The 16,390-nt window shown below is 52.0% G+C and carries 11 protein-coding genes and 1 pseudogene; all 12 read left to right on the top strand.

From position 1 onward, the window contains the following. A pseudogene (locus tag A3849_RS32305) lies at positions 1 to 155 on the top strand (5-dehydro-2-deoxygluconokinase); the annotation flags it as partial. Positions 156 to 799: 644 nt separating this feature from the next. Then, entirely contained in the window at positions 800 to 1,810 is a 1,011-nt protein-coding gene (iolC, locus tag A3849_RS05110) for a 5-dehydro-2-deoxygluconokinase (RefSeq protein ID WP_074110444.1), read from the top strand. A 199-nt stretch (positions 1,811 to 2,009) separates the two neighbouring features. After that, on the top strand, positions 2,010 to 3,470 hold the full coding sequence (locus A3849_RS05105) for a CoA-acylating methylmalonate-semialdehyde dehydrogenase (protein ID WP_074110443.1): 1,461 nt from the start codon (positions 2,010 to 2,012) through the stop codon (positions 3,468 to 3,470). Between the two features lie 24 nt (positions 3,471 to 3,494). After that, the gene (iolD, locus tag A3849_RS05100) at positions 3,495 to 5,450 is read left to right on the top strand and encodes a 3D-(3,5/4)-trihydroxycyclohexane-1,2-dione acylhydrolase (decyclizing) (protein ID WP_074110442.1); all 1,956 of its coding nucleotides are present in this window, start codon (positions 3,495 to 3,497) and stop codon (positions 5,448 to 5,450) included. A 106-nt stretch (positions 5,451 to 5,556) separates the two neighbouring features. Beyond that, entirely contained in the window at positions 5,557 to 6,453 is an 897-nt protein-coding gene (gene iolE / locus A3849_RS05095) for a myo-inosose-2 dehydratase (protein ID WP_074110456.1), read from the top strand. Between the two features lie 337 nt (positions 6,454 to 6,790). Further along, positions 6,791 to 9,043 (top strand): helix-turn-helix domain-containing protein, encoded by a 2,253-nt coding sequence (locus A3849_RS05090; RefSeq protein ID WP_074110441.1) that lies wholly within the window; start codon positions 6,791 to 6,793, stop codon positions 9,041 to 9,043. A gap of 371 nt (positions 9,044 to 9,414) precedes the next feature. Then, the gene (locus tag A3849_RS05085; RefSeq protein ID WP_074088788.1) at positions 9,415 to 11,028 is read left to right on the top strand and encodes an extracellular solute-binding protein; all 1,614 of its coding nucleotides are present in this window, start codon (positions 9,415 to 9,417) and stop codon (positions 11,026 to 11,028) included. Positions 11,029 to 11,104: 76 nt separating this feature from the next. Continuing rightward, positions 11,105 to 12,007, top strand: a complete 903-nt coding sequence (locus tag A3849_RS05080; RefSeq protein WP_074110440.1) for an ABC transporter permease — start codon at positions 11,105 to 11,107, stop codon at positions 12,005 to 12,007. A 25-nt stretch (positions 12,008 to 12,032) separates the two neighbouring features. Next, positions 12,033 to 12,905, top strand: coding sequence for a carbohydrate ABC transporter permease (locus A3849_RS05075; protein WP_074110439.1), 873 nt, complete (start codon positions 12,033 to 12,035; stop codon positions 12,903 to 12,905). Between the two features lie 32 nt (positions 12,906 to 12,937). Further along, complete coding sequence (locus tag A3849_RS05070) at positions 12,938 to 13,888, top strand: sugar phosphate isomerase/epimerase family protein (protein WP_074110438.1); 951 nt, start codon at positions 12,938 to 12,940, stop codon at positions 13,886 to 13,888. Next, positions 13,888 to 14,550, top strand: a complete 663-nt coding sequence (locus tag A3849_RS05065) for a hypothetical protein (RefSeq protein WP_074110437.1) — start codon at positions 13,888 to 13,890, stop codon at positions 14,548 to 14,550. Before A3849_RS05070 ends, A3849_RS05065 begins: the two co-directional genes overlap by 1 nt. A 52-nt stretch (positions 14,551 to 14,602) precedes the next feature. Continuing rightward, complete coding sequence (locus tag A3849_RS05060; protein WP_074110436.1) at positions 14,603 to 16,351, top strand: hypothetical protein; 1,749 nt, start codon at positions 14,603 to 14,605, stop codon at positions 16,349 to 16,351. The last annotated feature ends 39 nt before the right edge of the window (positions 16,352 to 16,390 follow it).

Genomic DNA, 16,390 nt, shown 5'->3' with positions numbered 1-16,390 from the left:
CACTGGCACAAAGCCCCTCCCGTGAAGCTGTATTTCTGGCGCTGGAATTTGCCCGTAAGCATAATGTCACTACGTTTTTTGATCTGGATTACCGCCCTTACACATGGAAATCTGCCGCAGAAACGGCTGTCTATTATAACCTGGCTGCAGAGAAGTGAAGTGGAATTAGTAAACTTAAATGGGCTGAAAAACTATCTGGAGAGGGAATAGTTGGAAAAAGGAAACTTAATTCAAGCAAAATGCGCTTTTAGGGTGCGAATCGGTCGGATTAACTCTACTTTTTCCAACTAATGCATGGGGAGAGACTGGCAGGGAAGATTTAAGTTCACTTTTTCCACTTGAGCGTGTACAGCGTGTACAGCGTGTTCAGTTGTGTTCATGATCCAATATCTGTCCTTGGTTCTATTCATTTGCCGCCGAATGGGCCGGAATTATGGAAACGCTTCAAATTTGGGATTGCCAAACCAATACTTCTCAACTATACTTAAGTAGAAAATTAGGTTAAGCGCTTACCCTCCCCCCGGTGATTGTTGTTTTCAAAATAAGCAGAGATTGTCTCGAATATTTTTTCTTTTCATGATGAATTGTAATCAATCTCATGAATCTCAATGAATCTCATGAATCTCATGAATCTCATGAATCTCATGAATCTCACGAATCTCAATGAGTCTCATGAGTCTCACGAATCTCACGAATCTCAATGAGTCTCACTAAGTCTCATTCAATTTCATTCATACCATCTCAGACTATTCTTCCTAAGTGTTCTTTCCACTGAAAGCTTTTTCAAGGAGGCGCCACTATGAACGGTTTACAGTTCGATCCCGCCCGGCCGCTGGATTTAATCGCCGTCGGCCGGCTATGTATTGATCTTAATGCCAATGAAACCGGAAGACCCATGGAAGAGACGCTGACATTCACCAAATATGTCGGCGGCTCCCCCGCTAATATTGTAATTGGCACGGCGCGGCTGGGCATGCGCACCGGCTTCATCGGCAAGATTGCCGATGATCAGATGGGCCGTTTTATCCGCACCTATCTGCAGAACAACGGTATTGACGACAGTCAGGTGACGGTTGACCGGACCGGTGCGGTGACCGGGCTTGCTTTTACAGAAATCAAGAGCCCGCAAGAATGCAGCATTCTCATGTACCGGGACCATGTAGCAGATTTGCTGCTGACTACGGAGGAGATTTCGGAAGAGTACATCCGGAAGTCCAAAGCGCTGCTGATCTCAGGTACCGCACTGGCACAAAGCCCCTCCCGTGAAGCTGTATTTCTGGCGCTGGAATTTGCCCGTAAGCATAATGTCACTACGTTTTTTGATCTGGATTACCGCCCTTACACATGGAAATCTGCCGCAGAAACGGCTGTCTATTATAACCTGGCTGCAGAGAAATGCGACTGCATCATCGGTACCCGTGAGGAATTCGACAGTATGGAGAACCTCTACAACGAGAAAGGCGCAGACGATGAAGCAACGGCCAGCCGCTGGTTCTCGCACCGGGCGAAGCTGGTGGTCATCAAACACGGCGGGAGCGGCTCTATCTCCTACACGGCAGACGGGAAGAAGCACCGGAGCGGTATTTTTCCCGCCAAGGTATTGAAGACTTTTGGAGCCGGAGATTCTTATGCCTCAGCCTTCATCCACAGTCTGATGCGGGGAGACACTGTCAGCGAGGCCATGCGCCGGGGCAGTGCTTCCGCATCCATCGTCATCTCCCGCCACAGCTGCTCGGACGCCATGCCAACCTTGGACGAATTGGAAGCGTTCTTAGGCACTAATGAAGAAGTGGGTTCGGGCTTGGAGTAAGAAGGCTGCAGAAGTGGAGAACACCAATTCAGAGCATCATCTCGAAGCAAACCTACTAGATAAGCTGAACTTAAGAATGATGGAAAGCTGATTGAATTCACTCTTGTGGTCCAAGGATTTCTCCAATACAGCATGCAAGATTCTTAAGTTCACTCCATATAGCAGGAACAGATAACTAGAGTCGAAGGAGTGGAGCAGGATGGAACAGCAAACCGCGAAAGTGCTGAATAATTATATTGACGGGCAATGGGTAGAGGCGGATACGAAGCAGACGGAGACGGTGTATAATCCGGCTTCAGGTGAAGAATTAGCGAGAGTTCCGCTGTCTGGGAGAGATGATCTGGACCGGGCTGTGGCTGCGGCGAAGACGGCTTTTGAAGGCTGGTCCAAGACACCGGTGCCGCGCAGAGCGCGGATATTGTTCAAATACCAGCAGCTTTTAGTAGACCATTGGGATGAACTGGCGAAGACAATCACCCTAGAGAATGGAAAAAGCTTCAAAGAAGCGTACGGCGAGGTGCAGCGCGGCATCGAGTGTGTGGAGTTCGCCACCGGTGTGCCGACACTAATGATGGGCCAGCAGCTGCCGGATATTGCAACAGGAATCGAGTCCGGGATGTACCGCTATCCCATCGGTGTGGTTGGCGGCATTACGCCTTTTAATTTCCCGATGATGGTGCCCTGCTGGATGTTCCCGCTCGCTATTGCCTGTGGCAATACCTTTGTACTGAAGCCTTCTGAACGCACACCGCTGCTGGCGGCGCGTCTTGCAGAGCTCCTGGAGGAAGCCGGTCTGCCAAAGGGTGTATTCAACCTGGTTAACGGTGCGCATGATGTCGTGAACGGCCTGCTGGAGCATCCCGATGTCAAAGCGATTTCCTTTGTGGGCTCGCAGCCGGTGGCGGAATATGTATTCAAGAAAGGCACTGCGCATTTGAAAAGAGTGCAGGCGCTGGCAGGCGCAAAGAATCATTCCATCGTACTGGCGGATGCGAATCTTGAGACTTCGGCTAACCAGATTGTTAACGCAGCCTTCGGCTCTGCCGGAGAACGCTGTATGGCTTGCTCTGTGGTAACGGTGCAGGAAGAGGTGGCGGATGAGCTGATCTCCATCCTGCTGCGAGAATGTGACCTGATGAAGATAGGCAATGGAATGGATGACGGCACGTTTCTGGGGCCGGTTATCCGTCAGGGCCATAAGGAGAGAACCGTCTCTTATATTGAACAAGGCGTGGCGGAGGGTGCGAAGCTGCTCAGGGACGGCCGGGAAGACACCGCCGTGCAGGAGAAGGGTTATTTTATCGGACCCACGGTGTTTGACCGGGTGACCCGGGACATGAAAATCTGGCAGGAGGAAATCTTCGCGCCTGTATTGTCGGTGATTCGTGTCAAGGATGTGGTGGAGGCGGTTGAGATCGCTAACGCGTCACGATTTGCCAACGGAGCTTGTATTTTTACGAATGACGGCGGGAAAGTGCGCTATTTCCGGGAACATATCGAGTCAGGCATGCTTGGTGTCAATGTCGGGGTACCGGCACCGATGGCTTTCTTCCCCTTCTCCGGCTGGAAGGATTCCTTCTATGGTGACCTTCATGCGAACGGAAGCGACGGGGTTGAATTCTATACACGCAAAAAAGTCGTCACTGCCCGCTGGCAGTAAAGGGTACGAGAGGAGGGGATACATGTGGAACGAATCAGATTAACAACAGCGCAGGCACTGGTGAAATTTCTGGACCAGCAATATGTGGACTTTGGCAGCGGGCCGGAGCGCTTCATACATGGGATATTCACCGTCTTCGGTCATGGCAATGTACTAGGCCTGGGGCAGGCGCTGCAGGAAGCACCGGGTGGATTGACCGTGTACCAGGGGAGAAACGAGCAGGGGATGGTCCATGCGGCAACCGCATTTGCCAAGCAGAGCCGCAGACGGCGGATCATGGCCTGTACCGCTTCAGTGGGACCTGGCTCAGCTAATATGCTGACGGCTGCAGCCACTGCGACGGCTAATCAGATTCCCGTCCTGCTGCTGCCTGGCGATACATTTGCTACCCGGCAACCCGATCCGGTGCTGCAGCAGATGGAACATACTCATAATCTGTCGATCACGGTCAACGATGCCTTCAAGGCCGTGAGCAAATATTGGGACCGGATCTGCCGGCCGGAGCAGCTGATGACGGCACTGCTGAATGCCATGCGTGTGCTGACGGATCAGGCTGACACCGGAGCAGTTACGATTGCGCTTCCGCAGGATGTGCAGGCCGAGGCTTGGGACTACCCGCTTGATTTCTTCCGCAAGCGCATTCACCGGATCATTCCCCGCCTTCCTCATCCGAAGGAGGTCGCGGCGGCGGCAGATCTGATTGCCGGCAAACAAAGACCTCTCCTGGTCTGCGGGGGCGGAGTACGATATGCGGATGCCGGACCGGAATTGCGTGATTTTGCGGAAAAATTCGCGATCCCTTTCGGTGAAACACAGGCCGGTAAAAGTGCTGTAGAAAGCGGCTGCGCATACAATCTGGGCGGTATAGGGGTTACCGGCAACGGCGGTGCCAATGCCCTGGCTGCAACAGCTGATCTGGTGATCGGCGTAGGAACCCGTTTTACAGATTTCACCACAGGCTCAAAAAGCTTATTCACACATCCCGGGGTAGAGTTTCTGACGATTAACGCTTCCCCTTATCATGCTGCCAAGCTGGATGCACTCGCTGTGGTCTGTGATGCGGCGGAAGGTCTGACTGCATTGTCTGCAGCCTTGGAGGAGCGCGGCTATAGTTCCGCTTATACGGATGAAATCGTGTCTGCCAAGGAGTCGTGGGAAGCAGAAAGAAAACGTCTGGCAGGCATAGAATATACCAGTACTGAGGACGAAAAAGGTCCGGATGGCCTCTTTGTACCCGAGATTGCCGGACATCTGGATGAGCTGCTCCCGGAGTATGCAGCGAAGCTGAAGACTTCACTGACGCAAACACGGGTGCTTGCGATCATCAATGAGAGTATTCCCAAAGATGCTATCGTCATTGGAGCCGCAGGCAGCCTGCCGGGCGATATGCAGCGCATGTGGAATGCTGCTGTCCCGGATACTTATCATATGGAGTATGGCTTCTCCTGTATGGGGTATGAAATCTCCGGTGCGCTCGGTGTGAAACTGGCGGAACCGGGCCGGGAGGTATACGCACTGGTAGGTGACGGCAGCTATCAAATGCTGCATTCGGAGCTGGTGACAAGCCTTCAGGAGAATAAGAAGATCAACATTATTCTGCTCGACAATGCGGGCTTCGGGTGCATTAACAATCTGCAGATGGAACAAGGCCTGGACAGTATGGGCACTGAATTCCGCCACCGTGGCCCGGACGGCCGCTTAAGTGGTGAATTGATGCATATTGACTATGCAGCCAGTGCAGCAGGTTATGGGGTCAAGACCTTCCGTGCGGCAACGGCAGAGCAGCTGCGAAGCGCCTTGGAGGAAGCCGGGAAGCAGGATCGGTCCACGCTGATCGACATCAAGGTGCTGCCAAAGACCATGACCCATGGTTACGGCGCCTGGTGGCATGTCGGAGTACCGGAAGTGTCCGGCAGCGAAGCGGTGCAGGCGGCCTACGAACAGAAGCGCGTACAATTGGATCAAGCGCGCAGCTACTGATAGAGTCTGAGCCCGGAATTCCTGATATCACTTGAATAATGAACGAACCATGCGGCGGGCTTGTTAACCCGTCCTATTACGGATAACGGAAGGGATAGACGTGATGATGTTCAAAGAACATGCGGTGAAGCTGGGGATTGCCCCCATTGCCTGGACCAATGACGATATGCCTGAGCTCGGGCGGGACAATACCTTTGAGCAGTGCATCAGTGAAATGGCACTGGCGGGGTTTCAGGGAAGCGAGGTGGGCAACAAATATCCGCGCGACCCGGAGCGGCTGCATCGTGCGCTTGCGCTCCGCGGACTTCAGATTGCCAGTGCCTGGTTCAGCGCATACCTGACAGTACGTCCATATGAGGAGACTGCTGCGGCCTTTTGTGCGCACCGTGACTTTTTGCATGAGATGGGGGCCAAGGTGATCGTTGTTTCAGAACAAGGGCGGAGCATACAGGGGCAAATGGATACGCCATTGTTCGCCGATAAGCCTGTGTTTACGGAAACGGAGTGGTCTGCACTCGCGGAGGGGCTGGGCCGTCTGGGCCGTCTGGCGGCAGAGAAGGATATGACGCTTGTGTATCACCACCATATGGGGACCGGAGTCCAGACCGCGGCCGAAATTACGCGGCTGATGGAGCTCACGGAGCCGAATGAGGTGTCTCTGCTGTTCGATACCGGACATCTGGCCTTTGCCGGCGAGAATCCGCTAGAGGTACTCCGTGTTCATATACCCCGGATCAAACATGTACACTTGAAGGATATCCGGCCGGAGGTTATCGATCGTGTCAAGCGGGAGCAGCTCAGCTTTCTGCAGGCGGTAAAAGCGGGAGCGTTCACCGTGCCTGGTGATGGCTGCATCGCGTTTGCAGAGATTTTCGCCGAATTGGACCGTAATGAGTATACGGGATGGTTCGTGGTGGAGGCGGAGCAGGACCCGGCGCTTGCCAATCCTTTGGAATATGCGATGAAGGCACGCCGGTATATCAGAGAAATCAGCGGTCTATAAATCACCAATGGAGACGATTCGCCACTTGGCAGGTGCTTAACAATGCCTGGGCGGATAGGAATGCGGGGTTGCACGGGTGTGTGCATCCCGCCTTTTTGATTTGTTGTTTAGCATAGGATACGGCGGAAGGTTTCGGACGCAGGAATGCGGTTTCTATAGGCCGTTCCTGTATTTTCCATTACGTTTCTGGTTGGCCGGGTATACCCGGCATGTGCTATAATGGCAGAACTTCATACGAAGCCCCGTTCGTGAATGCGCTTCCAATATTTAGTGCCGTGCGTATATTGGGGACCGAACCGCGGCCTATATTCATATGTTTGTTAGAGGGGGTTGTCCATTGTTCCGTACCTGGTATCGCCGGTTGCTGCTGTCGTACTTTCCTATTTTTTTGCTTACTGTGACGATCCTGATTTTCGCCTCTTTTGTGTTTATTAACGATATTTCACGGACGGAGACCCAGAAAGCGGACCGTATCGCCGCCAAATATCTAGTGGATAATGTAGAGCGGACCATCAAGGAAGTCGAGCTGTCGGTACTGGAATCGGCCGAACGAAGCGATGCCTATAAGCGTTATTTCAACAGTGAAGGCCAAAGGGATACCGGGGCAATCTATGCGGTGGCACAGAACCTGCGCATTCTGACAGACGACTCGTCCTACATTCAGTCCATTTATGTATATGACAAGAAAAATGAAAGCGTTATTACAGAAACTGGATTAAAGAATCTGAACGGATTCATAGACGAAGATTGGATTCGCCACATTACCTCCGGCACGGTGAAGGAGGGGTGGCAGCCCGTCAGAGAATACAAGGATGAGTTCATTCAGCGCACGCCTGTACGTGTGCTTACCATAGATAAAGGAATGCCGCTGCCCTTCGGCTCAGAGGGTGTGCTTGTAATCAATATCAAAATGAGCGGAATTGAACAGATTGTGGACAGTATGGTTAACGAGCAATTGTCTTTCCTTACGATCTATGGAAGCGATGGACAGACATTGTACCAGGCCCATTCGGACAGCGAAGGTGCCGAAAAGGGCAAGCTGCTGAACACAGTTTATCTGGAGAAGCTTGGCTGGAAGTTCGCCAGCGGGATCAAGGCCGGCAACCTGTTCAGCTGGGTTTCTGTGATCTCCTATCTCTGGGTGGCGATTGCGTTCGGAACCGTGGTATGTGCGGTTCTATACCTGATCTATGTTACCCGGCGCAACTATAAGCCGATTCAGGTGATTATGAACCGGATTGAAGGCCATCAAATCCGGACAATGGATCAATCCGCCTCCAGGCCGGATGAAATGATGCTCATTGATGGAGTGCTGGAAGATCTGATCAACCATATGACGGATTATGATAAAAAGAGCAGGGAGAATCTGCTGCTGCAGCGCAGCAAGCTATTCACCGATCTGCTGCACAGTGAACGGCTGGACAATGCCGTCCAGCGGATGGAGGAGCTGTCGCCGCTCTCCGGAGCCGATTCTTCGTCCCGCTTCACGGTTGTGCTCAGTGAAATTAACAGCTACGAGAAGGTATTTCAGGATCGATACACCAGGGACGATCAGAATACGCTTAAGTTTGCCCTCATGAATGTCTTTCAGGAATTGGCGCGGGGAGCGGATCTGCAGGGCTGGGCGGAGTGGATCAGTACCGACCGGGCGGCGATTCTCTTCCTGGGCACCGGCAATGATGAAGAGATGACTGAGAAAATCCGTCTATTTGCCGGGCAATGCCGCTCCTGGGTTGAGCAGAATTTGCGTATTTCTCTAAGCTTCGGCATTGGTCCGGCGGTATCCGGTCCGGGTTCAATTCGGGACTCTTATGTTGCAGCGGAGAATGTTATGCAGCACAAGCTTCTGATGCACGAAGATATTGTTCTGGCGGAAGGCGGAGACTCACGCCAGCCACTGCTGGAAACGTATAAGTATCTGCAGATGATTGCGGAGTTCGTTAAGCAGTTCCGGATGTCGAGCGGCCAGTGGCGGCAACGGCTGGAGGGGATTTTTGAAGCGTTTGAACAGGACTTTCTGCAGGATGCCGATATTCGTTCTCTAATCCAGGCCATGCTGCAGATGCTGAACCGGGAAGTAGCCGTAATGTCAGAGCAGCTGCAGGATGAGCTGTCGGCGGAGAATGCGGCGGAGCAGTTAAAGCTGTTGGAAAAGGCGGAATCCATTCATGAGGTGAAGGACATTCTTTTCGAGTACCTGACCGATGTATTCCGTACCTATGTTTCGGTCAGCGAAACCAAAAGTTATAAGGCAATGGTAAATGAGATGAAGAAGTATATTGAAGAGAACTTTGCCAACCCGGATCTTTCCCTGAAGCATTTAAGCGACCGGTTTCAGATATCCGGCAAATATGGCAGTTATCTTTTTAAGATGGAGTTTAATATGAAGTTTGTTGATTTCCTTACACAGCTGCGGATGGAGGAAGCCGAAAAGCTGCTGCTGGAGACGGAATGTTCATTGCAGGATATAGCGCTTAAGGTGGGTTATGCGAATGCCATCACTTTCGGGAGGGTATTCAAACGGGTGACCGGAATTACACCTGGCGATTACCGCTCTTTGAAGCGCGGGCACAAAGCCTCCACAACATGAAATACAAACCGTATCTTTGCACCGGATGAAAGGTGATCAGCCCGGACCGGAATATTGCTTGCCAGCCTCCGCCGGGAGGACGCAAGCAGTGTTCCGGTCTTTATTTCAGAAACCTTGAAAGCGCTTTATTTTACGAAAACAGTGGTTTGGATAAACAGGAAGGCCGAATTCACGGCAAGGCGCATTTCCGAAACAGGTTTATTGTCAAATGATCGAAAGCTATGAAATACTGTGGGCATCCCAAACGACAAGCGGCAGGGCAGAGCACAGGATGATGCGATGTGGATACGCTTACAGGGGATATTTAGGATTAAGGCTTGGGGGAACATAAAGTCACCATTACGGCCTGTACAGGCGAAGGAGATGGAAAGATGACAGTGAACACAAACCAAGGATTTTGGAAGAAGGCAACGGGGATCACATTGACTGCGGTAATGGGGGTTTCCCTGCTGGCGGGATGTTCGTCCGATTCCAAAGAGAATGCAGCAAACGGAGGGAAGGCGACGGAGGGAAGCAGCGCTAAGCGCGTTACCTTAAAGGTGGAAGTGTTTGACCGCGGCAACAGCCCGGCGCCTCAAACCATTACCAACAACTTTTTATCCAAGCTGGTGCAGAAAAATTTCGGTGATCCGAACAACATTGATGTTCAGTATGTACCTATTCAGCGCTCTGAGGAAGTTACGAAGCTGAACGTGCTGATGGCGAGTGACAGTGATGTGCCTGACATCGTGTTCACGTATGATTCGAGCGTATTTTACCGCTATGCGGGACAGGGCGGTCTGACCGATGTCGGCAAACTTCTCGATGAATATGGTCCAAACCTGAAGAAGTTTATCGGTGACGAAACGCTGGCATTCGGTCAGCTGGATGGCAAACAGTTCTCCATTCCGGGCAAACGTGCCATCACGGGCCGTTACAGCTCTTACATCCGTCAGGATTGGCTGGATAAACTGAGTTTGCCTGTACCAAAGACAACGGATGAGCTGTATACAACTTTGAAAGCGTTTAAAGAGAAGGACCCTGGCAAGCTTGGCAGCAAAAACATCCCGATGGGTATGGCACTTGCGCCGGCTCAGTTTGAAACACTGATCTACTCCTTCATTAAGCCGATCAGCGGCGATCTGACTTACAGCCAGCGGTACGAGCTGCCGCTCCATGAGGGCTTCAAGGATGCAATGCAGTTTATGAACAAGCTCTACAACGAAGGGCTGATCAGCAAGGACTTCGGTCTGGATAAAGATAAAACACAATTGGCTAAGGATATCCAGAATGGCAACACCGGCTATTGGTCAGAAGATGTGGATGCCCAGTTCTACAAAGACGGCACCATGGATAATCTCTACAAAAATGTGCCGGGAAGCAAGGTTACTCCGGTAGATGTGTATACCAATGCCAAAGTTGATAACAAGTACATTAAATCCCGCTATGCCTCTAACGGTATGTACATCATGATTCCAAAGAGCAGCAAGCGCGCCGTAGAAGCGATTAAATACCTGGATTGGATGTCCACAGGCAACAACCTGATTGATATTTACAATGGGGTTGAAGGTGAGAACTATGATATGGTGGACGGAATTCCGGTGGTCAAGGAAAATGTCTCTCAAGAATTTGCCGATCGCCTGTTCAATGGCGGCGACATGGCCATCATCTCTAACGGTAAGAACCTCGGCGATCAGGCAACCAACGAAAAAGCATGGGTGATGGGCTTCCCGAAAAACAATCAGGAAATGCTGAAGCAGTCGATCGCTATCGCCAACACGGACACCGTAGGCCCAATTGTCTTCGGCAAGCCGATTGAAGGGGAAGCGCAATATGGCACCACACTAACAGATAAGCTCGATGTGATCATTGTAAAAACAACGATGGCTAAACCGGATCAATTTGAAGCGGTGTACGAGCAGGAAATGAAAGACTTCATGTCTTTGGGCGGAACGAAGCTGAAAGAAGAACTAGAGCAGGCAGTTAAGGAACTTCCGGCTAAATAGACAAATATAAAAAGTGAAAGCTGGGGGGAAGTGAAGGCCGCTTCACCCCGGTTTTTCTCCATAGGAGGAAACCCCATTGAGCAAAGCGTCATATTTAAGACGGTATTGGCAACTGTACGCGCTGCTTGCACTGCCGATTGCCTATTTTGTGATCTTTCGCTACGGTCCGATGTATGGTGTGCAGATTGCGTTCAAAGATTTCAACCTGTTTCAGGGAATTGGGGGCAGTGAATGGATAGGATTTGACGCCTTCCGCGAGGTTTTTGGCATGAGGGAGTTCTATACTACCCTGCGAAATACCTTTATGCTGAATTTTCTTGATTTGATTGTCTCTTTCCCGGCCCCGATCATACTCGCGATTATGCTGTATGAGATCCGGTCGGTATGGTTCAAAAAAATATCGCAGACCCTTTTGTACATCCCACACTTTATTTCCTGGGTGATCATCGGGGGAATCGTATACCAATTGTTCGGCAACCAGTCCGGTATGGTGAATGAAGTTCTGGTAGGTCTGGGACTGGACCCCGTACCTTTTCTGACGGAAAAAAATCCGTGGCTGATCACCTATCTCTTCACAGGTGTCTGGCAAAGCGCCGGTTGGGGAACCATCCTGTATCTGGCAGCCCTAACGGGTGTCAACAGGGAGCTGTTTGAAGCTGCTGAAGTGGATGGGGCGACAAGACTCAAGAAAATCCGTTACATTACGCTTCCAAGCATCAAACCAACCATCATCACATTGCTGATTCTCAACCTCGGAAAAATGGTCAGCATCGGATTTGACCGTCCTTACGTAATCGGTAATACAACGGTCCGTGAATACTCCGATGTGCTTAGTACCTTTGTATATCGGATTGGTCTGGAATCCGGGCAATATACGCAGGCTACCGTCATCGGGCTGTTCCAGGCCGTGGTGGGGCTGGTGTTCATTCTGGGTTCTAACTATATTTCGAAAAAAACGACCGGTGACGGCATTATATGACAAGGAAGGAAGGAGGCGGAGTGCTATGAGTGAACGTACCTCAAACCGGATTTTTGATATCGTTAATATTACATTGGTTACGTTGTTCGTTTTATTCTGTCTGGCTCCGTTTTTACACATCATTGCGGTATCCCTAAGTTCCAACCGGGCGATTACCTCCGGCGAAGTCACCCTTTTCCCTATTGAAGTGAACTGGGATGCATACATTCAGGTGTTTTCGAATGATTCCATGATCCACTCTCTGATCTTCACCATTATACTGACAGTAGCTACAACTGTGCTATGCATGCTCTTCACCATCGCAGCAGCCTATCCGTTGACCAAAAAGAATCTGAAGGGCCGTAAGTTCTTCATGTATCTTATCGTCGTTACAATGTTTTTCAGCGGCGGAATTATTCCTGAATATTTGCTGATCCGCGATTTAAAAATGATTGATTCGGTCTGGGCGCTTATTCTTCCCGGCCTGGTCAGCCCTTTTAATCTTATTATTCTGATTTCCTTTTTCAATAACATTCCTCCCAGTCTGGAGGAGTCGGCTGAAATTGATGGCAGCTCCCATTTTCACACACTGATGCGTATTGTGCTGCCGTTATCCATGCCTGTCATGGCTACGCTCGCTCTCTTCTATGCAGTGGGACGGTGGAACGGCTTCCAGGATTCCCTGATGTATATCAACAGCCCGGAACTGTATCCGCTTCAACTGAAGCTGTTCCAGATGGTTCAGAACAATATGGTCTCTGAGCTGACACAGCTGGAAGGTTCGAACAGGACTGCACTGACACCGGAGAGCCTCAAGGCGGCTACCGTCATTTTCGCCACAGTCCCTATCCTGGTTGTGTATCCGTGGCTGCAGAAATATTTTGTTAGCGGTGTTATGCTGGGTGCTGTCAAAGGCTGAACCGTTAACGGTCAAGAAAGGAGAACACTGTTATGGAGGATAAGGGAGTCTTCTCCTTCTCAACATGCTGGAATATTAAACGCCATACCAGAGGCAGTGAAATGGTCCGGGAAATCCGTGAGCTCGGCTTTCGCCGCGTGGAGCTGAATTATAATGTGACCCAGGAAATGCTCACTACCATCGAGCCAATGATCGAGCGGGGAGAGATCGGCATCTCCAGTGTCCACAACACCTTCCCTCACGTTCCGGACCCTGATTATGGTACAGATTCCGTACTGCTCGGCTTCGGGGAAGAGGATAAGCGGCAGCATGCGATCGAGCTGCTGGTCCGCTCAGCCGAATACGCCCAGCGCTATGGGGGCGAAGCGGTTGTTGTGCATCCCGGCGAAGTGCCCTTTCCGAATGATATCAGCAAAGAGCTGGAGCAGATCTATAACGGACAGGGCAGAGATTCGGAGGCTTACCGCAGCAAATGGGCGGAGCTGATGGAGCGGCGAGAGACATATAGCGCCGGCTATGTACAGAAGATCATCGAAAGTCTGGATGAGGTATGCAACCGGGCGTTGTCGAAGGGACTGAGTGTCCGCTTTGGCATCGAGACCCGCTCTAGACCGCAGCAGATTCCAACGCTTGCAGAAGCCAAGACGATTATAAAGGCGCTAAAAGGAGCACCTGTAGGCATCTGGTACGATACCGGTCATGCCATAATGATGGATCGCTTGGGATTGTACGATAGTGTGCGGGAAATGGAAGGCCTGATGGAGGATATTGTGGGTGTCCACATTCATGAAACCCTTGGTCTTTCCGATCATTGGTGCCCCTATGTGAACAGCAAGGATATGGAGTTCTACGATGCCTATTTGCCGATGATCGAGCGGGCACAGGTCAAGGTGTATGAGCTGAAGGCAGCCTGCCGGCCGGAAGAGATCGATGAAAGTCATTCGCTGCTTGCGGGCAAGCTTGCGGCCAGAGGTCACGCCTAATGCTGAGTGATGCCGACCGGTTACTGGCTGCCAGATATGCCCCGTGCTTATTGTTCGATCCGTGCGAGCCGTTCTTTCCTGTTCGTTTCGGTATAACGGTACTGCGGAAGGAGGGGGACTCTCCCTCCTTCCGGCGGCGTCTGATTGTGAACCGCCCCGATGTGGAGGCTGTTGTGGAATACGCCATTTATTACGATTATGATATTCAGCATCTGTATGATCTGGAGCATGTGTGGGTATACATCGGCAGGAACGGAGAGGTGGCGGATGTTGAAGCCAGCTTTCATGGTAAATACCTGAAAGGGCTGCTGCGCGGACGGACTAATCTGAGCGGAACGCGGGCTACCCTGTATGTCCAGCCCGGCAAACATGCGCTCTCTCCGCTTCCTGAACTATTTGAGCTGCTGCCGGGATTTGTGTCCTGCACGCAAGAGGAGGCGGGTGCAGACGGCCTGATCTACGGCGATTTCTATAGCGGAGTTCTGGCGGCGGACGAAGATATTGACAGCCGGGTCCGCCGTTACCTGCAAACCTTCCGGTTCACTCCCTCTCTGTCTTACCAGAGCTGGGACTATGCAGACCGGGAGGACCTGTTCGTTTCCTGGAGTCAGTTATTTGCCGAGATTCCTGAGCGTATCGGGAGAGAGCTGGAACGGATATAGGAACCTGGCATCACCCAGGCATGAAGCAGAATGTGTATTGGAGGGAATTACAATGTATAAGCAACTGGTGGAGAGTAATGACAGAGCGGTGAAGGAAGGATTATCCCGGCAGGTGCTGGATCCGCAGAGCCGCTATTATGGCGGGACGATAGATCCGGGCACGGGTATTGCCTGGGTCAATCACACGACTGGCACGCCGACGGACATGTGTTACTGGGGAGCGGCTCTGGTCAATCCCGATTCTGCGTACTACCTGGATGAAGCGCTGCTGGCGCGGCTGCTGCTGGCCACGGAGTTCGTGCTGCGCTTTCAGCATGAGGACGGCTCTATATCTCCGGGCTGGACGAACTTTCATTCTCCGCCGGATACGGCTTTTGTCATTGTCGGTTACGCTCAGCTGTACCAATTGCTGGCCCGCAAGGAATGGCAGCCGCTGCAGCCGGTGCTGGACAATATGCGGCTGTTTCTTGAACGGACCGTGCCTGTCATGATTACGGGCGGATGCCATACACCGAATCACCGCTGGGTACTCTGTGCAGCACTTGGATATCTGCATGAGCTGTTTGGACTCGAAGAGGCCGTTCAGCGGGCGGATCATTGGCTGGCGGAAGGGATGGACATTACACCGGACGGGGAATGGACGGAGAGAAGCAACGGGATTTACAGCGCAGTCAGCGACATCATGCTGATTCATGCCGCCCGTCTGCTGAATCGTCCGCAGCTGCTGGACCCGGTTCGTCAGAATCTGCGCATGATGGTGTACCTGGTCCATCCTTCGGGCGAGGTCGTTACCGATTATTCCGGCCGGCAGGATCTGGGCAGTGTTCACGATTTGTCTCCGTATTATTTGCCGTATGCGATTCTGGCCCGCTCCGATAAGGATGAGTTATTTGCGGGCATGGCTGAATGGGCTGGATGTTCGCTTGCAGATCCGGGTGTCTGCTCGGTTAACGCGCTCGTGCGGATGCTGCTGGAGCCGGAGCTACAGCAGCCGCTTCAGGCAGCGGCGCCCCTTCCTGTGAAATATGAGGAAATGCTGAACGGGAATTTCCTGCGCCATAATTATTTGGAGCAGATGGATGATGCCGGCCATGGGGGACGGATTTACCACAGCCGGCTGCATACTGATTTCGGTGCACCCGTTGCCCGCTACAGGGACGGCAGTACCAGTGTGACGCTGATTACGGAGACTCCGTCTTTCTTTGCGCTGCGCCATGGTGCCGTAAGGCTGCTTGCCGTTCAGGTGGCATCGTACTTTTATCCGGGATATGTGCCGATGCAGGAAATGACCAAGCTGCCCGAAGGATACCGCCTGGCGGGAGAACAGAAGAAAGGCTATTACGGCCCCGTCGAGGAGGCGCTGCTTCCGCCAACATCCCGAACGCCGGTCAGTCCTTGGTATTTGCTCCCGCATCAGAGCCGCCCGCTTACGCATGAACAGACATTCCGGGTACAAGCCGAGGTGCAGAAGACTGACGAAGGCTGGACTATCCGGCTCCACTGCGATGAGCCGGCGGAGGTCATGACACAGGTGTCTTTCATTTTCGGGAGCGAAGGAAGCTTCACTTCTGGAGAGCTGCAGGCTACAGACGAGGATTGCTATCTCTGGAGCGGCGGGAATCTCCGTTATGCCTGCGGTGAGGACTGGATTGAATTGACGGGGGGCGGGAGAGAACATCTGGCGACCGGGGTACGGGAGGCCAAGCTGCAGAATAACTGCAAGGCGGTGCTGGTTAACGCAGTGACCCCGTTTGATAAAACATTCTCAATTTCATTATCTCCTTCCATGCACGGGGAGTAATGCCGGTCACATACGCAGACCGCCTTGACTTATGCAGCT

The organism is Paenibacillus sp. P46E, from assembly GCF_001909095.1.
GTDB lineage: Bacteria > Bacillota > Bacilli > Paenibacillales > Paenibacillaceae > Paenibacillus_AQ > Paenibacillus_AQ helianthi.
The sequence above is the reverse complement of the archived record's forward strand: the minus strand, read 5'-3'. Positions and strand labels throughout refer to the sequence as shown.